The organism is Xanthomonas sp. LF02-5 (assembly GCF_034105325.1).
Lineage (GTDB): Bacteria > Pseudomonadota > Gammaproteobacteria > Xanthomonadales > Xanthomonadaceae > Xanthomonas_A > Xanthomonas_A sontii.
This window is the reverse complement of the sequence record NZ_JAXGGF010000008.1, coordinates 94160-113897: the sequence shown is the minus strand read 5'-3', so window position 1 is coordinate 113897 and position 19738 is coordinate 94160. Positions and strand designations below refer to the sequence as shown.

Genomic DNA, 19738 nt, shown 5'->3' with positions numbered 1-19738 from the left:
ACGCCGTCCATGCAGGCCTGCGCGATCGGCGCGCAGGGAACGCGCGACGCCGCCGGCGCCGCGCGTTTTGCGCAACCCTTACTGCTGCTTCTGATCGGTCGGCGGCGGCTGCTGCGGATCCGGGTTGGCAGGATCCTGGGGGGTAGTCGGGCTGGTCGGAGACGTCGTGGTCGGCGGTACGCCCTGCGACGCGTCCTGGCCCTGCATCGTGCCCTGCCCGGTCGCGGTGCCGCTGGCATCGCCGCTGGTGGTGCCAGCCGGGGCGGTGCTGCCGCCTGCCGGGCTGCCGTCGGCCGCTGCGGGCGGGTTGGCCGCATTCGGATCGGTGGCCGGTTGGTCGCCGTCGCGCTTGCAAGCCGCAAGCGCAGCCAGCATCGAACCGACCAGGACCATCTTCATTGCTGTTTTCATCTGTGACTCCTGCTTCGCATAGGGGTGGGAATCGCTGCGGGCGTGCCGGCAAGCCGGCGATCACGCCAGGCCCGAGGCGATCAGGACCGCCGATGCGCGGCGGCGATCGTCCCGCCGCACGGAGTTGCGGTCGGGACGCTTGTGGCGGACGTGGCGGAGGCGACTCCGTCCTCGTCGTCCATCGGCACTGCAATACGTAGAGTTCGCGGCGCGAATCGCCGCCAAGCGCAGTGGCCGACGGACGCAGCCTACGCAGGACGATGCTCAGGCCGCGTCGGCACAAGGTGTAGAGGACGTTATGCAGACAGATCGGACACCGCGCGATTCACCATCGCGGCCGCTGCGCAGGATGGATGGGCAGGCAACGCGATGGCCGCTGGCGGCGCCGCGGCCGCGGCGGACGGCATGCACGAAATGGTGACCCCGGCGCGATTCGAACGCACGACCTGTCCCTTAGGAGGGGACCGCTCTATCCAGCTGAGCTACGGGGCCATTGGCCTGGCGGGGATTCTACGGCATGCCAATGCGTTTTTTTGCGCTCGCCAGCCGCCCCCGCCAGCGGCGGCGGCCGGATGCGTCCGGTCTGCTAAAATTGGCGGCTTCGCGTCCCGCGTCCCCCGCCTGCGGTCGCCTTCCCTGTCGCAACGAACCCAGGAGATTCCATGTCCGCTGACCTGCTCAAGGCGCTCGGCCTCGCCGCTACCAACTCCGGCACCTATCTCGGCAATGGCGAGTGGTCCAGCGCCACCGGCGCCGGCGTGCTGCAGCCGCTCAACCCGTCGAGCAACGACATCATCGCCGACGTCCAGGCCACCACCGAGCAGGACTACGAAACGGTGATCGCCCGCGCCCAGGCCGCGTTCAAGGTCTGGCGCACCACCCCGGCGCCGCGCCGCGGCGAAGCGGTGCGGCTGTGCGGCGAAGCGCTGCGCAAGCACAAGGACGCACTGGGCTCGCTGGTCGCGCTGGAAATGGGCAAGAGCAAGCCGGAAGGCGACGGCGAAGTGCAGGAGATGATCGACATCGCCGACTTCGCGGTCGGCCAGAGCCGCATGCTGTACGGCTACACCCTGCATTCGGAGCGCCCCGGCCACCGCATGTACGAGCAGTACCAGCCGCTGGGCCTGGTCGGCATCATCAGCGCGTTCAACTTCCCGGTCGCGGTGTGGAGCTGGAACGCGTTCCTGGCGGCGATCTGCGGCGACATCTGCATCTGGAAGCCGTCCAACAAGACCCCGCTGACCGCGATCGCGTCGATGAAGATCTGCAACGAGGCGCTGCGCGACGCCGGCTTCCCGGACATCTTCTTCCTGATCAACGACGCCGGCGTGGCCCTGTCCGAGCGCCTGGTCGAGGACACCCGCGTCCCGCTGATCAGCTTCACCGGCTCCACCCAGGTCGGCCGCGTCGTCGCCGAGAAGTGCGCGCGCCGGCTGGGCCGCTGCCTGCTGGAGCTGGGCGGCAACAACGCGATCATCCTCGACGAGAGCGCCGACCTGAAGCTGGCGGTGCCCGGCATCGTGTTCGGCGCCGTCGGCACCGCCGGCCAGCGCTGCACCACCACGCGCCGGCTGATCGTGCACGAATCGATCTACGACACCGTGCTGGCCACCCTGGTCAAGGCCTACAAGCAGGTCGAAGGCAAGATCGGCGACCCCACCGACCCGGCCAACCTGATGGGCCCGCTGAACAGCCGCGGCGCGGTCGAGCAGTTCCTGGACTCGATCGCCAAGGCCAAGGCCGCCGGCGGCACCATCGAGACCGGCGGCACCGCGCTGGACCGCCCGGGCAACTTCGTGCTGCCGGCCATCGTCACCGGCCTGAAGAACAGCGATGAAGTGGTCCAGCACGAAACCTTCGCGCCGATCCTGTACGTGATGAAGTACAGCACCCTGGACGAGGCCATCGACATGCAAAACGGCGTGCCGCAGGGCCTGTCCTCGTCGATCTTCACCCAGAACCTGAAGGCGGCGGAGAAGTTCCTGTCCGCGGCCGGCAGCGACTGCGGCATCGCCAACGTCAACATCGGCACCTCCGGCGCCGAGATCGGCGGCGCCTTCGGCGGCGAGAAGGACACCGGCGGCGGCCGCGAATCCGGCTCGGACGCGTGGAAGGTGTACATGCGCCGGCAGACCAACACGATCAACTACTCCGATTCGCTGCCGCTGGCGCAGGGCATCAAGTTCGATCTGTAACGCGGCGAACGCGGCGGCCCGCACCCTGCGGCCGCCGCCCCTTTCCTTCTGCAAGGAGCGACAGCGATGAGTCAGGTGCGCGAGACCAATTCCCTGGCGGTGGTCAGCCTGGTCGCCGGGATCCTCGGCTGGACCCTGATGCCGGTACTGGGCAGCCTCGGCGCGATCATCACCGGGCATCTGGCCCGGGCGGAGATCCGCCGCCAGCCGCAGCGCTTCCAGGGCGATGGCCTGGCGGTGGGCGGGCTGATCCTGGGCTGGGCAGCGGTGGTGCTGGCCGTGCTGGCGGTACTGGCCTTCGTGCTGTTCTTCGGCGGGCTGGCCTGGTTCGCCAGCACCCAGTCGTGAGCCGGGACGCCGCCGCGCCGCGGGAACGCTTCAGCGACCGCGTCGCCGATTACGTGCGCTACCGCCCCAGCTATCCGGCGGCGCTGCTGGACTGGGTGCACGGCGAGCTGGGCGTGGCGCACGATGCGCTGGTCGCCGACATCGGCGCCGGCACCGGCATTTCCACGCGCCTGTTCCTGCAGGCCGGGCATCCGACCCTGGCCGTGGAGCCGAACGCGGCGATGCGCGAGGCCGCAGTGGCGCTGCTGCGGGACTTGCCGGGCTTCCGCGCCATCGACGGCAGCGCCGAGGCCACCACCCTGGCCGATGCCAGCGTCGACCTGGTCAGCGCCGCGCAGGCCTTCCACTGGTTCGACCTGGAGGCGGTGCGTCGCGAATGGGCACGCGTGCTGCGTCCGGGCGGGTTGGCGCTGGTGTACTGGAACTCGCGCCTGCTCGACGCCACGCCGTTCCTGGAAGACTACGAGCAGTTGCTGCTGGAGTACGGCACCGACTACAGCGCGGTGGCCGAGCGCTACCACGACGATGCCACCATGCAGCGCTGGTTCGGCGCCGGCCTGCGCGGCACCGCGCAGTTCCCCAACGCGCAGCGCATGGATTTCGAGGCGCTGCGCGGACGCCTGCTGTCCTCCTCCTACGCGCCGCTGCCCGGCCACCCGCAGCATGCGCCGATGCTGGACGCGTTGCGCGCGCTGTTCGACCGGCACCAGCGCGACGGCGTCGTCGCGTTCCACTACCGCACCCGCGCCTTCGCCGGGACGCTGAACTGAGCCACGCCATGTACTCCCTCGCCCGACCGTTCCTGTTCGCCTTCGACGCCGAGCGCGCGCATGCCCTGGGCCTGCGCGCGATCGAGCTGGCCTACCGCACCGGCACCAATCCGCTGCTGGCGCGCACGATCGCGCCGATGCCCACGCGCGCCTTCGGTCTGGATTTCCCCAACCCGGTCGGGCTGGCTGCGGGCCTGGACAAGAACGGCGAGCACATCGACGCGTTGCTGGCGCTGGGCTTCGGCTTCGTCGAGATCGGCACGGTCACCCCGCGCGCGCAGGCCGGCAATCCGCAGCCGCGCATGTTCCGGCTGCCGCGGCAGCAGGCGGTGATCAATCGCATGGGCTTCAACAACCTGGGCGTGGACGCGCTGGTGCGCAACGTCGAGCGCGCGCGGCGCCGGCGCGGCCTGCTCGGCATCAACATCGGCAAGAACAAGGACACCCCGAACGAGGACGCCGCGTCCGACTACCTGCATTGCCTGGAAAAGGTCTATGCGCTGTCCGACTACGTCACCGTCAACATCTCCTCGCCCAACACCGCCGGCCTGCGCGAGCTGCAGGAGGAACAGGCGCTGCGGCAGCTGATCGCGCGCCTGCGCGAGGCGCAGGAAGCGCTGGCGGCGCGCCACGGCAAGCGCGTGCCGATGCTGGTCAAGGTGGCGCCGGACCTGAGCGACAGCGACATCGACGCGGCGGCGCGGGTGCTGTCGGACCTGCAGGTGGACGGGGTGATCGCCACCAATACCACCGTCGCCCGCCCCGGCCTGGAACACGAACCGCTGGGTGGCGAAAGCGGCGGCCTGTCCGGCGCGCCGCTGCTGGGCCAGTCCACCCTGGTGCTGCGCCGGCTGCGCGCGCGCCTGCCCGAGAGCATCCCGCTGATCGGCGTCGGCGGCATCCTCTCCGGTGCCGATGCGGTGGCGAAGATGGCCGCCGGGGCCGCCCTGGTGCAGTGCTACAGCGGGCTGGTGTTCCGCGGGCCGGAACTGATCGGCGAGTGCGTGGAGGCGATGCGCCGGCGCCGCGAAGCGCCCAGCCGCGGGGACGTGGTCGTTTCATGAGCACGACGGCCTGGTCGCTCACCGCGCAGGCGCCGCTGCAGGCGCTCAACACCTTCCACGTCGCCGCGCAGGCGCCGTGGCTGCTGCAGATCTTCGCGCCCGAGGCGCTGCCCGAGGCGCTGCTGGCGCCGGAGCTGGCCGGCGCCGCGCTGCTGCCGCTGGGCAGCGGCAGCAACATGTTGTTCGCCGGCGACGCGCCCGGGGTGGTGCTGTGCTTCGCCAACCGCAGCATCGACACCCTGGAGCACCGCGCCGACTACGCGATCGTCCGCGCCGGCGCCGGCGTAGGCTGGCACGAGCTGGTGATGTGGTCGCTGGCGCAGGGCCTGTCCGGCCTGGAGAACCTGGCGCTGATCCCCGGCACGGTCGGCGCCGCGCCGATCCAGAACATCGGCGCCTACGGCGCGCAGATGGGCGAGTTCGTGCACGTGGTCGAGGCCTACGACCGCGCCGATGCGCGCTTCGTGCGGCTGGACGCGGCCGCCTGCGAGTTCGGCTACCGCGACAGCGTGTTCAAGCGCCAGCCCGACCGCTACCTGATCGCCGCGGTGGAGTTCAACCTGCCGCGGCTGCACGCGCTGCGCCTGGACTACGCCGGCATCGGCGAGGAACTGCAGGCGATGGGCATCGCCACCCCCGGCGCACCCGACGTGGCCCAGGCGGTGATCAACATCCGCCGGCGCAAGCTGCCCGACCCGGACGTGCTCGGCAACGCCGGCAGCTTCTTCAAGAACCCGCTGCTGCCGCTAGAACAGGCACTGGCGCTGCAGCACGAACACCCGGCACTGCCGGTGTTTCCCGGCGACGACGACAGCCAGCGCAAGCTGTCGGCGGCGTGGCTGATCGAGGCCTGCGGCTGGAAAGGCTACCGCGACGGCGACGCCGGCGTGTCCGCCGCGCACGCGCTGGTGCTGGTCAACCACGGCCAAGCCAGCGGTGCCGAGCTGCTGGAACTAGCGCGGCGCATCACCGCTTCGGTGAGCGAGCGCTTCGGCGTCATCCTTGAGCCGGAGCCGCGCATCGTCGGCGCACAGTGGTAGCCGCGCCCACGCCGCTGCGCGCGGCGCTGCTGATGTCAGAGCGTGTTATGCCCTTCGAGCCGAGATGCGTTGGTCGTCCGCGGTGCGGAGATGGTGTCGCGTGGTGCGGCCTTGGCTGGCGCCAAGGCAAACCGCGCGGCGCCGGCTCCGCGCCGCGGACGGCCAACCCGTAGGGAAGCGGCCTGTGGCACGCCGAGACTGCGTTGCGCGCCTTGCCCAGGCGGCTAGCCTGGGCCACGGCGCACGCCTTGTCTCAACGCGCCACAGTCCGCTTCGCACTCGGCTCGAAGGGCATAACACGCTCTACCAGCACCATGGCCTTCGGACTGATGGTGGTCGCGATCCGGCTGGCGTCCGCGCAGCTGTCCACGCTGCAGATCGCCTTCTTCCGCAACCTGTTCGGCCTGCTGTTCCTGTTGCCGATGCTGCTGCGGCCGGGCCGGCCGTGGCCGCGCACCGCGCAACTGCCGCGTTACCTGCTGCGCACCGCGATCGGCCTGGTGTCGATGCTGGCCGGGTTCTGGGCGATCGGGCATCTGCCGCTGTCGCAGGCGATCGCGCTGTCCTACTCCACCCCGCTGTTCGCGACCCTGGCCGCCGCCCTGTGGCTGGGCGAGACGGTGCGCCTGCGGCGCTGGCTGGCGGTGCTGTGCGGCTTCGTCGGGGTACTGCTGATCGTGCGTCCCGGCGCCGCCGCGTTCAGCCCCGGCACCCTGGTGGCGGTACTGGCCGCGGTGATGAGCGCCCTGGTCGCGATCCAGATCAAGCAACTGGCGCGGGTCGACGCCGCCAACACGGTGGTGTTCTACACCTATGCGTTCTGGGTGCCGATGTCGCTGCTGCCGGCGCTGTTCGTGTGGCGCTGGCCGCACGGCATCGACTGGCTGTGGCTGCTGGCCACCGGCCTGTTCGGCACCCTCGGCCAGTTGCTGTGGACGCATGCGCTGCGCCTCGGCGAGGTCTCCGCACTGACTCCGATCAGCTTCACCCAGCTGCCGCTGGTGGCGCTGTTCGGCTGGTGGCTGTTCGACGAGACGCCGGACGGCGGTACCGTGCTGGGCGCGCTGGTGATCCTCGGCGCCAACGCCTACATCGCCCACCGCGAGGCGGTGCTGGCACGGCGCGCAGCGTGCGCCGGGGCCGGCACGCCGCCGACCCTGGACGCCTAGCGGTGCGCGTGACGCCGCGTCGCGCCGCGGCGTCCCGACGATCGCCGACACAGGCACAGCGCGCGGTCGCCGCACGCGACCGATGCCGCTACCATCCTTGCGCACTCGACATGGCGGCAAGCGACGCACGATGAAGACGATCGGCATGATCGGCGGCATGAGCTGGGAATCCACCCTGCCCTACTACCGGCACATCAACGAGACGGTGCGCGCACAGTTGGGCGGACTGCACTCGGCCAAGCTGCTGCTGCACAGCGTGGACTTCCACGAGATCGCGCAGTACCAGCGCGACGGCGACTGGAATGCGGCCGGGGCCGCACTGGCAGCCTCGGCGCGCGCGCTGCAGGCCGGCGGCGCCGATTTCCTGGTGCTGTGCACCAACACCATGCACTGCGTCGCCGACGCGATCGCCGCCGCGGTCCCGTTGCCGCTGCTGCACATCGCCGATGCCACCGCCGATGCGTTGCAGACCGCCGGCATCGTCCGCGTCGGCCTGCTCGGCACGCGCTTCACCATGGAGCAGGCGTTCTACCGCGAACGGCTGCAACGGCGCGGCTTCGACGTGCTGATCCCGGATGCGCCGGCGCGCGAGGACGTGCACCGCATCATCTACGAGGAACTGTGCCAGGGCGTGGTGCAGGCGCCGTCGCGGCTGCGCTACCGCGAGGTGATCGCAGGGCTGCAGGCGCAAGGCGCGGAGGCGGTGATCCTGGGCTGCACCGAGATCGGATTGCTGGTCGGCCCTGCCGACGCGGCGGTGCCGCTGTTCGACACGACCGCGCTGCACGCGCGAGCCGCCGCCCTGTACAGCCTGGCCTAGCGATGCGCAGCCAGGCCGCACATGCCGCCGCCAGCGTTCCGCGCGGCTGGACGCCGTTCCGGCTGAGCGCCCTGCTGGTGCTGGCGTTGCTGCTGTGGCCGGCGCTCGGCCGCTGCGCCGTCGCCATTCCGCCCTACACGCCGAACGTGGTCGACCCCGCCGGCACGCTCAGTGCGGACGACACCCAGCGGATCAACGCGGCACTGCAGCGCCTGCGCGAACGCCAGCACATCTGGGGCGCGGTCTACATCGTGCCGTCGCTGCAGGACGAACCGATCGAGGCTCTGGCCGAGCGCGCCTTCCGCACTTGGCGGCTCGGCCGGCAAGGCAGCGACAACGGCCTGCTGCTGGTGCTGGCGATGCAGGACCGACGTTCGCGCTTCGAAGTCGGCTACGGCCTGGAGGGCGCGCTGCCCGACGTGGTCGCCCGGCACGCGCTGGACGATTACCTGGCGCCGCGCCTGCGCCAGGGCGATACCGCCGACGCGATCGTCGCCGCGTTCGACTTCATGGGCCGCGCCGCCGCGCAGGATCCCGCCGCCGTCGCCGAACTGGCGCAAGCGGCCGACGACGGCATGCACTGGCAGCGCGGCGCCGTCGCCTGGGCGGGCCTGCTGGCGCTGGTGTGGCTGCTGCTGCCGCTGCGCCAGGCCTGGACCGGCTATCTGCGCAGGCGTCTGCTTCGGCGGCATCCGCGCCTGTCGGACAAGCCCGAGGAACTGGTCCAGGACACCGCGCGCGGCGGTTTCTGGGCGTGGTTCATCCGCCTGTTCCTGAGCGCCAATCCCGGCATCTTCGTGGTGCTGCTGTCGGCCAGGTCGATGACGATGACGGTGATCTTCCTGGCGCTGGAACTGCTGATCCTGGTGTTGACCCTGGCCATCGCCGCGCAGCGCTACCGCTCGCCGCAGCGCTACAGCCGCTTCCTGCAGGCGCTCGCACGGCGGCGCAATGCGCTGATCCGCAAGGGCCATATCGCCGAGACCGCGCCCGGCGTGTTCGCCTACACCGCCAGCTACCATGCCGCTCAAGCCGCCAGGGAACGCGCCGCGGCCGAGTCCGCGGCATCGTCCTCATCCTCCTCGTCCTCCAGTTCCAGCAGCGACTCCTCCTCCGGCGGCGGCAGTTCCGGCGGCGGCGGCGCCAGTTCGAGCTGGTAGCGGAGACTGCAGCGAACGCTCGAGCAACATCAGCAGAGGAAATACTTCTCCCGTTTTACAAATAGTGAGTGGACCGCTTTGCACTTACATAAAGCGCTGCCCGCACCATGAGGCGGAAGAAATCAATTCTCTCCATTGGACGGACGTTCGCGAACAGCAGCTTCGAACCTTTCAGGCTGAGGATTGCCATGCGCGAGCCAGTCACATCCGAAAACCGCCATTTGCGCCCTACCCAACTCTTCTGCAGTGGCCCCAATAAAGCCGCTTCCCGGCAAACCCGACTCCTGCTGTACGACTATCGCTGTGAGCGGGGGCAGCTGATTTAGCAAGCAATACGACTGAATAGGCTCAAGTAGCTGACCGAGACCCGCGCGATGTGCGCCCGTGAGTGCGGCCAACTGGGAGTAGGTTAAAGACTGGCGATGGCGTGCCGCCCACGCCAGCACTGCCCAAATCTGACACGCTCGCTCGGATCTGGTCATGTGTTCATCCTTCGCAGGTTTTGGAGGCGACGGCACAGCGAGCGCCAGCAGTGTGGATTGGCGGCGTACTGAAAATCATGCCAACGCGCGCCGCGCGCGCCAGCGCGGCCGGCGCTCGCCGCGGAACAGCAGCAAGTACAGCCCCACCACCCACACCAGCGCCGCGCTCCAGCCGCCGAGGATGTCCGAGGGGTAATGCACGCCCAGGTACACCCGCGACACCCCGACCAGCAGGGTGAAGCTGCCGGCCAGCCACAGTACCGGCCAGCGCCAGCGGGTACGCCAGCTCAGCGCGATCAGCACCGCCGCCAGCGTCATCGAGCCCATCGCGTGCCCGCTGGGGAAACTGAAGGTGTGGTGTTCCGGCGCGATCGACTCCCACAGGCTGGGCCGGTCGCGCTGGAAGAACTGCTTGGCGCCCATGTTCAGCAGCGCCGAGCCAATGAAGGACAACGCGGCGAACAGCGCCTCGCGCCAGCGGCGCAGGCCCAGCAGCACCAGCACGATCAGCGTGTCCAGCGGGATCACGCCGTACTGATAGCCGGCCTCGGTGACCACGGTGAAGAAGCGGTCCCAACCCGGGCTGGTCAGGCCGCGCATGCTCCACAGCAGCGGCTCGTCGAAATACAGGTCTTCCAGCGCATGCACTTCGTCGGCCAGGGCCACGAACACGCCCAATGGCAGCAGGACTCCGGCGAACAGCAGCAACACGCGCCAGGCATTGAGCCGCAGCCAGCGGCGCAGGCCGGCTGCCTCGGCGGCGGACTCACCCGGTGCGGCGGACATAGGTGCGTTCGACGTACTCGTCGATCAACGCCACGAACTCATGGGCGATGTTCTCGCCACGCAGGGTCACCTTCTTCTCGCCATCGATGAACACCGGCGCGGCCGGCGCTTCGCCGGTGCCCGGCAGCGAGATGCCGATGTTGGCGTGGCGCGACTCGCCCGGCCCGTTGACCACGCAGCCCATCACCGCCAGGGTCATGCTCTCGGCGCCGGGATGGGTCACCTTCCACTCCGGCATCTTCGCGCGGACGTGGTTCTGCACCACCTTGGCCAGCTCCTGGAAGAACTCGGAGGTGGTGCGGCCACAGCCCGGGCAGGCGGTGACCAGCGGAGTGAAGGCGCGCTGGCCGGTGGTCTGCAGCAGTTCCTGGGCGACGATCACTTCCTGCGTGCGCGACTGCCCCGGCTCCGGGGTCAGCGAGATGCGGATGGTGTCGCCGATGCCTTCCTGCAGCAGCACCGCCAGCGCCGCGCTGGAGGCGACGATGCCCTTGCTGCCGATGCCGGCCTCGGTCAGGCCCAGGTGCAGGGCGAAGTCCGAACGCTGCGCCAGGTCGCGGTACACCGCGATCAGCTCCTGCACGCCGCTGACCTTGCAGCTGAGCACGATGCGGTCCCGGCCCAGGCCCAGCTCCACCGCGCGCTCGGCCGAGTCCAGCGCCGAGCGGATCAGCGCCTCGCGCAGCACCCGGCCGGCATCCCACGGCACCTCGCGCCGCGAGTTCTCGTCCATCAGCTGCGCCGCCAGGGCCTGGTCCAGCGAACCCCAGTTGGCGCCGATGCGCACCGGCTTGTCGTACTTCAGCGCGAACTCGATCAGCTGCGCGAACTGGGTGTCCTTCTTCTTGCCGAAACCGACGTTGCCGGGATTGATCCGGTACTTGGCCAGCGCCTCGGCACAGGCCGGCTCCGCCGCCAGCAGTTGGTGGCCGTTGTAGTGGAAGTCGCCGATCAGCGGCACCTCGATGCCCATCATCCGCAGCTTGTCGACGATGCGCGGGATCGCCGCGGCCGACTCGGGATTGTTGACGGTCAGGCGCACCAGTTCCGAGCCGGCGCGCCACAATTCGGCCACCTGCTTGACCGAGGAGGCGACGTCGGCGGTGTCGGTATTGGTCATCGACTGCACCACCACCGGCTTGCCGCCGCCCATGGTGACGCCGCCGATGCGGACCGGCTGGGTGAGACGGCGCGCCCAGGGCGCGGCATCGGCGGGAGGCGTGGGGCGGCTGACGGCATCGTACATGCGCCCATTTTAGCCTGCGCGGCCGCTCCTGCCGCACGCGCCGGCACCGCCGATTCAGCCAGGCGGCACCGCTGCGACGGTTTGTCGCAGGCAGCCCCCGGGTCCAGCGCATACGATGCGCAGCATGGATTCCACCGACGCCTCCTTCCTGCGCACCCTGTGCAGCCTGCGCTGGCTGGCCACCGCCGGCCAGGCCGCGACGATCCTGGTGGCGACCTGGCCGCTGCAGTTGCCGCTGCCGCAGGCGCCATTGTGGGCCGGCGTGGCGGTGCTGGCGCTGTTCAACCTGTACGCGCAGCTGCGCCTGCGCCATGCCGACTCGGCCGCGCCGGCCACCGCCTTCGGCCACATCCTGGTCGACGTGACCGTGCTGACCTGGATGGTCGGCTGGAGCGGCGGCATCGGCAACGCCTTCGGCTCGCTGTTCCTGGTGCTGATCGCGCTGGCGGTGCTGGCCCTGCCGCTGCGCTGGGCGCTGGCGGTGGCGCTGGCCTGCGTGGCCGGCTATGCGGTCAGCGCGCTGTTCGGCCTGCCGCTGCCGCACGGCCCCTACCAGGCGCTGGACCTGCAGCGCTGGGGCATGGCCGCCAACTTCCTGCTGTCCACGGTGGTGGTGCTGGTGTTCTCCACCCGCCTGGCGATGGCCATGCGCGAACGCGAACGCGAGCTGGCGCTGCTGCGGGAGCGCTTCACCCGCAACGAGGGCATCGTCGCCCTGGCCACCCATGCCGCGTCGGTGGCGCACGAGCTGAACACACCGTTGGCGACGATGACCCTGCTCACCGACGACATCGCCGAACAGAGTACCCAGCCGGAGTTGCGCGAGGACCTGGACACCCTGCGCGAACTGCTGGTGCAGTGCCGCGAACGGGTGCTGGCGCTGGCCGCACCGGCGCAGCGCGCCGGCGGGCAGACGGTGTCGCTGGCGCAGGTACTGCACCAGTGGCAGCTGGTGCGGCCGACCGTGCGGCTGCGCCGCAACGACGACGCGCCGCTGCAGTTGCGGATGGAAAGCGCCATCGGCCATCTGCTGCAGGTCTTGCTGAACAACGCCGCCGACGCCGGCGAACGCGCCGGCCACCCGCAGGTGGACCTGAACGTGCGGGTCACCGGCAGCGAACTGGTCGGCGAGGTGCGCGACTACGGCGGCGGCTTCGACGCCAACCAGGTCGGCCTGCCGGCCACTCTGTTCCGCAGCGGCAAGCCCGAGAGCATGGGCGTGGGCCTGGCGCTGTCGCATGCGACCATCGAACGCCTGGGCGGCGAGTTGTGGACCGAGCCGGCGCCGGACCACGGCGCCCGGGTCGGCTTCCGCCTGCCGCTGCTCGCCCTGGAGACCTCCGCATGAACACCGACACCCCGCTGGGCCTGCTGGTCGACGACGATCCGCTGTACCTGCGCACCCTGCAACGCACCCTCGCCCGCCGCGGCCTGGAGACGCGCACCGCCGACAGCGCCGCCGCCGCACTGGCGCTGGCCGCCGAGGCGCCGCCGGACTACGCGCTGATCGACCTCAAGCTCGGCGATGAATCCGGCCTGGCGCTGATCCAGCCGCTGCGCGCGATCCGCGCCGACATGCGCATCCTGCTGGTCACCGGCTACGCCAGCATCGCCACCGCGGTGGAGGCGATCAAGCTCGGCGCCGACGACTACCTGCCCAAGCCGGCGACCGTGCCGATGATCCTGCGCGCGATCGGCCTGGAAGCCGAGGAAGAGGAGGACGAGGACGGCAGCGACGTGCCGGACGCGATGACCCCGCTCAGCCGCCTGCAGTGGGAGCACATCCAGCAGGCCATGCACGAGACCGGCGGCAACGTCTCCGCCGCCGCGCGCCTGCTCGGCATGCACCGCCGCTCGCTGCAGCGCAAGCTGGCCAAGCGGCCCAGCCCGCAGCGCGACCCGCCGCGCTGAGCGTGCGTCGGGGCGCCGCGGCAGCCTGAACCGCCCTTCCGACCGGCGCTCAAGTCCCCTGGTACCGGGCCGATAACCCGGCATGCTGAAGTCTCCCCCACCCGCCTTGCTGGACGAGCCGCAACGGCTCAGCGCCCTGCGCCAGATGTGTCTGCTGGACACGCCGGCCGACCAGGTCTTCGATCTGGTCACACAGTTGGCGTCCCGCTACCTGCGGGTGCCGATCGCGCTGGTCTCGCTGATCGACGAACAGCGCCAGTGGTTCAAGTCCCGGGTCGGCCTGGAGGTTCCGCAGACGCCGCGCAGCCAGGCGTTCTGCGCCTACGCGATCCACAGCCCGGAACTGATGGTGGTGCCCGATGCCCGCCAGGATCCGCGTTTCCGCGACAACCCGCTGGTCACCGGCCCGCCGTTCATCCGCTTCTACGCCGGCGCGCCGCTGCTGATGGCCGATGGCGCCAGCCTGGGTACGCTGTGCGTGATCGACAGCGAGCCGCGCCACGAGTTCGACGAGGTCGCGCGCCGCACCCTGCAGGACCTGCGCGACCTGCTGATGGTGCGCATCGACACCTTGCGCAACAGCGGCTTCGTCGACGCGCTGACCGGCCTGCCCAACCGCAGCCGCTTCAACGACGACCTGACCATGTGGCTGTCGCTGCAGACCGCCGACCACCACGACACCGCGGTGGCGATCGACGTGTGCGGCATCGACTATTTCCGCGACATGGTCAAGGCGCTGGGCTGGGAGTACGCCGAGGGCTACCTGCTGGCCACCCGCGACCGCCTGCGCAAGGCGCTGGGCAACCTGCCGCTGTACCGCATCGACACCACCACCTTCGTGTTCATCATGGAAGGCAGCGACACCGCGCATCTGGAGTACTGGTGCGAGCACCTCTGCGACGCCTTCGCCGCGGCGATCGACCACCAGGGCATTCCGCATGCGGCCAGCCCCTCGCTGGGCGCGGTGCGTCTGGACGGGGCGCTGAGCGCCAATCACACGGTGCGCTCGCTGACCACCGCGGTGGACATGGCGCGCCAGCGTGGGCAGCGCTGGAGCCTGTACGAGCGCAACCACGACGCCAACCAGCGCAATGCCTTCCGGATCCTGGCCGCCTTGCCCGAAGCGCTGGAGGCGCGCGGCCAGCTGAGCCTGCACTACCAGCCACGGGTGAGCCTGCGCAGCGGCGAATGCGTGGGCGTGGAAGCGCTGCTGCGCTGGCAGCATCCGCTGCTGGGCACGGTGGCGCCGAACGACTTCATCCCGCTGGCGGAAAAGACCGCACTGATGAGCCGCATCACCGCCTGGGTGCTGCGCGCCGGCATCGCCCAGGCGGCGCTGTGGCAGCAGCGCGGCTATACCTTCAGCGTGTCGCTGAACGTGTCGGCGGTGGACCTGGAACAGGCCGACTTCATCGCCCGGCTGCAGGCGCTGCTGCAGCAGCATGCGCTGGCGCCCGGCGCGTTGGAGATCGAATTCACCGAGAGCGCGATGATCCGCGATCCGCAGCGGGTGGCCGAACAGCTGCAGCAGATCAGCGCGCTCGGGGTGAAGATCGCCATCGACGACTTCGGCACCGGCTACAGCAACCTCGGCTATCTCAAGAACATCCCGGCCAGCGCGCTGAAGATCGACCAGTCGTTCATCCGCGCCCTGCCCGGCAGCCGCAGCGACGGCATGCTGGTGCCGTCGATGATCCATCTCGGCCACGACTTCGGCCAACAGGTGGTGGCCGAGGGCATCGAGAGCGCAACCGTGTACCGGATGCTGCGCGACTGGGGCTGCGACGAAGGCCAGGGCTACTGGATCGCGCGGCCGATGCCGGCCGAGGCGCTCGACGCCTGGCTGGCCGAGCCGTGGCAGGGCGACGACGCCTGAGCGTGCCGCGCCACGGCCCGCCCGTGGCTCACCAGAACACCGCGTACAACGCCACCAGGATCGCGATCACCGCCGCGGCGCCGAGCTTGAAGCCCAGCGTGGTGCCGTAGCGCACGTCGTCGGTGCGGATCAGGTCGCGCGCCGGCGCCTGCGGGGTCAGCAGCGACACCAGCACCGCCGCCACCAGCGACAGCACGAACACCAGCCCGATGCGGTCCATGAACGGCAGTTCCGGCCACAGCTTCTTCAGCGCGAACGACAGCAGCACCGAGCCGATCGCCGCGGTCAGCGCGCCGGCCTCGTTGGCGCGCTTCCAGAACAGGCCGAGCATGAAGATCACCACCACGCCCGGAGTGAAGAAGCCGGTGAATTCCTGGATGAACTGGAAGCCCTGGTCGAAATTGCCCAGCAGCGGCCGCGCGGTGAGGATGCCGATCAGCACCGAGGTTACCGCGGCCACGCGGCCGACTCGCACCAGCTGCGGCTGGTCGGCCTGCGGGCGGAACTTGGCGTAGAAGTCCAGGGTGAAGATGGTCGCCACCGAATTGATCTTGGATGCCAGCGAGGCCACGATCGCCGCCACCAGCGCGGCGAACACCAGGCCGAGGATGCCGCTGGGCAGCAGCTGCATCATGGTCGGATAGGCCTGGTCGGGCTTGGCCAGGTCCGGCGCCAGCACCACCGCGGCGATGCCCGGCACCACCACCACCACCGGCATCAGCAGCTTCAGGAACGCGGCGAACACCATGCCCTTCTGCGCCTCGCCGATGTTCTTGGCCGCCAGCGCGCGCTGGATGATGTACTGGTTGAAGCCCCAGTAGCTGATGTTCATCACCCACAGGCCGCCGAGCAGCACGCTCAGGCCCGGCAGATCCTTGTAGAACGGGTTGTCCTTGGACAGGATCATGTGGAAGTGCTCGGGGTGCGCGTTCCACAGGTGGCGGAAGCCGGCGAGCACGCCGGCGCCGTCGCCGATCCGCGAGAGGGTCAGTCCAGCGACCAGCAGGCCGCCCAGCACCAGCAGGGTGACCTGGACGATGTCGGTCAGCGCCACCGCCTTCAGCCCGCCGTACAGCTGGTACACCAGCGCGAACACGCCGATCAGCGCCAGCGCCAGGGTCTGGTCCATGCCGGTGACCTGGCTCACCGCGATCGAGCCCAACCACAGGATCGAGGTCAGGTTGACGAACACGTACAGCAGCAGCCAGAACACCGCCATCAGCGTGCGGATCCACTTGCCGTAGCGCTGCTCCAGGAACTGCGGCATGGTGTAGATGCCGTTGCGCAGGAAGATCGGCAGGAAGAACTTGCCGACGATCAGCAGGGTCAGCGCCGCCATCCACTCATAGGAGGCGATCGCCAGACCGATCGCGTAGCCGGAACCGGCCATGCCGATGATCTGCTCGGCGGAAATGTTCGCCGCGATCAGCGAGGCGCCGATCGCCCACCACGGCAGGGTCTTGCTGGCCAGGAAGTAGTCCTCGGCACTCTTGCGGTGCCCGGCCTTCTCCCGCGACACCCATTGCGCGAGCAGGAAGATGCCCGCCAGGTAGACCACCACGATCGCCACATCCAACGTCGCCAACCCCACTGCCTTCTCCTACGGGCCGCAGCCCTGTCGCACCGTTGTCCATGACGCCGCCCGCGTGGGCGGCGCCGCTCTTTCAAGAAAACCGTTCGTCGCCGCTCAATGCAGCGGGCAGTCGACCACGCTCTGCGCGTCATTACTGCTACCCAGCGCGATCCGCGACAGCGACAGATCCAGTGCGCCGTCGCTCTCGATCTCCGGCAGACGCTCCAGCCGGGTCAGGTCGGCGCCGGCCGCCGCGAAGCACTTCAACGGCACGCCCAGCGTGCGCCACTCGCCCTTGGGCAGCGCGGCCAAGGCCTTGCCCAGGTCCACGCGCGCGCCGCAGTCGTGGCCGCAGGCCACGCCGATGCGCGCGGCGGCGCCGGGCGCCGCATCCACCTTGACGGTCAGGATCAATTGCACGTCGCCATTGCTCTCGCGCGACACGTCCAGCGGCTTGGGCAACACCAGCGCCAACCCGGACGTGCCGCTGCCGGACCAGACGAAGCGTCGCGCATCCTCCTGCGCCTTGTGGTCGATCGCGGTGACCTTCAGCGATCCGTCGGCCAGTGCCGCCGGGAAGGTCGCCGCCGGCAGATTGGCCTGCGTGCCGCCGAACAGGATCAGGTTGATGCCCGCCGCCGGCTTGCCGCGGTCCAGGTACACCCCGCCCACCGCCTGCGCACCGGACACGCCCGACACCTCGGACAGCCGGCTCAGATCGCCCTTGTCCTCGTAGGTGAGGCCATAGCCGAAGGCGAACTGCGGGCTGTAGTTCTTCTGCCCGACGTTGTTGGCGAACTGCACCGCGGTGCGCGGCCAGGAAAAGCTCAGCTTGCCGTGGAAGTCGTACTGCACGCTGCCGTCCGCCTTGCGCAGCAGCACGTCGGCGATGCCGGCGCCTTCCGAACCCGGCAACCAGGCCGCGACGAAGGCGTCGGCGGCGTTGATCTCGCGGTTCACCCACAGCGGCCGCCCGCTCAGGAATACCGCCACCACCGGAATGCCCTGGGCCTTGAGCGACTTGATGAGTTCCAGGTCGCTGTCGTCGCCGGGCTTGTACAGCAGCGTGGCGATGTCGCCCTGGAACTCGGCGTAGGGATGCTCGCCGAACACCACCACCGCCACGTCCGGCTTGGTCGCGAACTTGCCGTCCACCGCCAGCTCGGGGCTGCCGCCGGCGGCGCCGACCTGCTGCTGCAGGCCTTCCCAGATGGTGGTGCCGTTGGGGTAGTCGGCGCGCTTGGTGCCGGTGCCCTGCCAGTTGAGGGTCCAGCCGCCGGCCTGCTTGCCCATGTCGTTGGCGCCGTCGCCGGCCACCAGCAGCTTGAGCTGCGGCTTCAGCGGCAACAGCTGCCCCTGGTTCTTCAGCAGCACCAGCGATTCGCGCACCGCCTGCCGCGCCACCGCGCGGTGTTCGGGCGCGCCGAGCAGCTCGAACTTGCCGCCGAGCGGACGCTGCGACGGCTTGCCGGCCTCGAACAGGCCCAGGCGCAGCTTCACCCGCAGGATGCGCCGCACCGCATCGTCCAGCCGCGCCATCGGGATCTGCCCCGACTTCACCGCCTTCAGCGCGTTCTCGTAGACGCCCTTCCAGCTGTCCGGCGCCATCAGCATGTCGACGCCGGCGTTGAACGCGGCCGGGCAATCGTCGTTGCGGCAGCCGGGGACCTGGGCATGGCCGTTCCAGTCGCCGACCACGAAGCCGCCGAAATGCATCTGCCCCTTCAGCACGTCGGTCAGCATGACCGTGTTGCCGTGCATCTTGACCCCGTTGACGCTGTTGAACGAGGCCATCACCGTTTGCGCCCCCGCCGCGATCGCTGGCGGATAGCCGGCGCCGTGGATGTCGCGCAGCTGCTGCTCGCTGATCCGGGTATCGCCCTGGTCCTTGCCGTCGGTGGTGCCGCCATCGCCGAGGAAGTGCTTGACCGAGGAGATCACGTGCGACCCGTCCAGGAAACCCGGCATGCCGGGCACGCCCTGCAGCCCCTCGACCACCTTGCCGGCGAAGCTGGCCACCACCTCGGGCGACTCCGAATAGCCTTCGTAAGTGCGGCCCCAGCGGTCGTCCTGCGGTACCGCCACGGTCGGGGCGAAGGTCCACTCCATGCCGGTGGTACGCGTCTCGGCGGCGGTGATCTCGCCGATCTTGCGCATCAGCTCCGGGTCGCGGGTCGCGCCCAGGCCGATGTTGTGCGGGAACAGGGTGGCGCCGACGATGTTGCTCTGCCCGTGCACCGCGTCGATGCCGAAGATGATCGGGATCGCAGGTCCGGCACCGTCGGTCTGCATCGACGCCGTGTAGTAGGCATCGGCCAGCGCCAGCCACTGCGCCGGGCTGGCATCGTACTTGCCACCGGGATCGGAATTGCCGCCGGCCAGCACCGAGCCGATGTGGTACTTGCGCACGTCCTCCGGGGTCATGCTGCCGATGTCGCCCTGCACAGTCTGCCCGACCTTCTGCTCCACCGACATCTGCGCCATCAGCTTGGTGATGCGCGCTTCCAGCGCCGGATCCTCCTGCAGCGGCCAGGCCGGCGACGGCCACCGGTCCGGGTGGATCGGCGGCGGCGGCGCGGCCGCCGGTGCGACCGGCACGGAGCGACCGGGAACGGCGGCGGCCAAGGCGAGCAGGCCCAGCGCCGCGGCAGCGGCCAGCGCAGTGCGAAGCGGCGCGCGCGCGCCAGCAGGCTGTGTATGCAAGAGACTCCCTCCCAGGAACGGCGAACGCATGCCATGTCGCGGCCGGACCGCCCACGCCGAGGTGCGGCCGGCGCCTACGCTTCCCGAATCGCCCCAAGCCTGTCAACCGCGGCGCGAGGTATGCCCCGATGTCGGCGGGATATCGGCTGACGCTATAGCGATGGAATACCGGGTTTGCTTGTGC

Annotated in this window: 16 protein-coding genes and 1 tRNA gene; 11 read left to right on the top strand and 6 right to left on the bottom strand. The window is 69.9% G+C overall.

Features of this window, described 5'->3' with window-relative positions:
* Positions 1-78: 78 nt before the first annotated feature.
* Together SLW52_RS18855 and SLW52_RS18850 are read right to left on the bottom strand one after the other, a co-directional pair.
* Positions 79-411: a hypothetical protein gene (locus tag SLW52_RS18855; protein WP_226980490.1), complete on the bottom strand. Its 333-nt coding sequence runs from the start codon at positions 409-411 to the stop codon at positions 79-81.
* A 415-nt stretch (positions 412-826) separates the two neighbouring features.
* Positions 827-903 (bottom strand) — tRNA-Arg (locus tag SLW52_RS18850).
* Positions 904-1073: 170 nt separating this feature from the next.
* Between SLW52_RS18850 and SLW52_RS18845 the strand changes: the two genes are divergently transcribed.
* The 8 genes from SLW52_RS18845 to SLW52_RS18810 all read left to right on the top strand — a co-directional run bounded on the left by SLW52_RS18845 (position 1074) and on the right by SLW52_RS18810 (position 8977).
* Positions 1074-2606, top strand: coding sequence for an aldehyde dehydrogenase family protein (locus tag SLW52_RS18845; protein ID WP_017909982.1), 1533 nt, complete (start codon positions 1074-1076; stop codon positions 2604-2606).
* 66 nt (positions 2607-2672) lie between these two features.
* Positions 2673-2954: a DUF4190 domain-containing protein gene (locus tag SLW52_RS18840; RefSeq protein ID WP_017913403.1), complete on the top strand. Its 282-nt coding sequence runs from the start codon at positions 2673-2675 to the stop codon at positions 2952-2954.
* Complete coding sequence (locus tag SLW52_RS18835) at positions 2951-3724, top strand: class I SAM-dependent methyltransferase (RefSeq protein WP_267084346.1); 774 nt, start codon at positions 2951-2953, stop codon at positions 3722-3724. Before SLW52_RS18840 ends, SLW52_RS18835 begins: the two co-directional genes overlap by 4 nt.
* An 8-nt stretch (positions 3725-3732) precedes the next feature.
* Positions 3733-4788: a quinone-dependent dihydroorotate dehydrogenase gene (locus tag SLW52_RS18830; protein WP_152236845.1), complete on the top strand. Its 1056-nt coding sequence runs from the start codon at positions 3733-3735 to the stop codon at positions 4786-4788.
* The gene (gene murB / locus SLW52_RS18825; RefSeq protein ID WP_320740918.1) at positions 4785-5828 is read left to right on the top strand and encodes a UDP-N-acetylmuramate dehydrogenase; all 1044 of its coding nucleotides are present in this window, start codon (positions 4785-4787) and stop codon (positions 5826-5828) included. Before SLW52_RS18830 ends, murB begins: the two co-directional genes overlap by 4 nt.
* A gap of 314 nt (positions 5829-6142) precedes the next feature.
* Positions 6143-6997: a DMT family transporter gene (locus SLW52_RS18820; RefSeq protein WP_320740919.1), complete on the top strand. Its 855-nt coding sequence runs from the start codon at positions 6143-6145 to the stop codon at positions 6995-6997.
* 130 nt (positions 6998-7127) lie between these two features.
* Positions 7128-7817: an aspartate/glutamate racemase family protein gene (locus SLW52_RS18815; RefSeq protein WP_320740920.1), complete on the top strand. Its 690-nt coding sequence runs from the start codon at positions 7128-7130 to the stop codon at positions 7815-7817.
* 2 nt (positions 7818-7819) lie between these two features.
* Positions 7820-8977 (top strand): TPM domain-containing protein, encoded by a 1158-nt coding sequence (locus tag SLW52_RS18810; protein WP_320740921.1) that lies wholly within the window; start codon positions 7820-7822, stop codon positions 8975-8977.
* Between the two features lie 557 nt (positions 8978-9534).
* Here the strand turns inward: SLW52_RS18810 and SLW52_RS18805 are convergent.
* On the bottom strand, positions 9535-10245 hold the full coding sequence (locus SLW52_RS18805; protein ID WP_267099472.1) for a phosphatase PAP2 family protein: 711 nt from the start codon (positions 10243-10245) through the stop codon (positions 9535-9537).
* On the bottom strand, positions 10226-11491 hold the full coding sequence (ispG, locus tag SLW52_RS18800; RefSeq protein ID WP_017909991.1) for a flavodoxin-dependent (E)-4-hydroxy-3-methylbut-2-enyl-diphosphate synthase: 1266 nt from the start codon (positions 11489-11491) through the stop codon (positions 10226-10228). The genes SLW52_RS18805 and ispG overlap by 20 nt, the downstream gene beginning before the upstream one ends.
* A 124-nt stretch (positions 11492-11615) precedes the next feature.
* On the opposite strand from ispG, the gene SLW52_RS18795 reads away from it, so the two are divergent.
* The 3 genes from SLW52_RS18795 to SLW52_RS18785 all read left to right on the top strand — a co-directional run bounded on the left by SLW52_RS18795 (position 11616) and on the right by SLW52_RS18785 (position 15278).
* Positions 11616-12839 carry an ATP-binding protein gene (locus SLW52_RS18795; protein ID WP_043091040.1) on the top strand — a complete coding sequence of 408 codons (1224 nt, stop codon included), beginning with the start codon at positions 11616-11618 and terminating at the stop codon, positions 12837-12839.
* Positions 12836-13402 carry a response regulator transcription factor gene (locus tag SLW52_RS18790; protein WP_160958516.1) on the top strand — a complete coding sequence of 189 codons (567 nt, stop codon included), beginning with the start codon at positions 12836-12838 and terminating at the stop codon, positions 13400-13402. The genes SLW52_RS18795 and SLW52_RS18790 overlap by 4 nt, the downstream gene beginning before the upstream one ends.
* A gap of 82 nt (positions 13403-13484) precedes the next feature.
* Positions 13485-15278 carry a sensor domain-containing phosphodiesterase gene (locus SLW52_RS18785; protein ID WP_320740922.1) on the top strand — a complete coding sequence of 598 codons (1794 nt, stop codon included), beginning with the start codon at positions 13485-13487 and terminating at the stop codon, positions 15276-15278.
* Positions 15279-15306: 28 nt separating this feature from the next.
* On the opposite strand, the gene SLW52_RS18780 is transcribed toward SLW52_RS18785, so the two are convergent.
* Positions 15307-16869, bottom strand: coding sequence for a sodium/sugar symporter (locus SLW52_RS18780; RefSeq protein WP_026143574.1), 1563 nt, complete (start codon positions 16867-16869; stop codon positions 15307-15309).
* A gap of 96 nt (positions 16870-16965) precedes the next feature.
* Positions 16966-19584, bottom strand: a complete 2619-nt coding sequence (locus SLW52_RS18775; protein ID WP_320744254.1) for an exo 1,3/1,4-beta-D-glucan glucohydrolase — start codon at positions 19582-19584, stop codon at positions 16966-16968.
* Positions 19585-19738 lie beyond the last annotated feature (154 nt).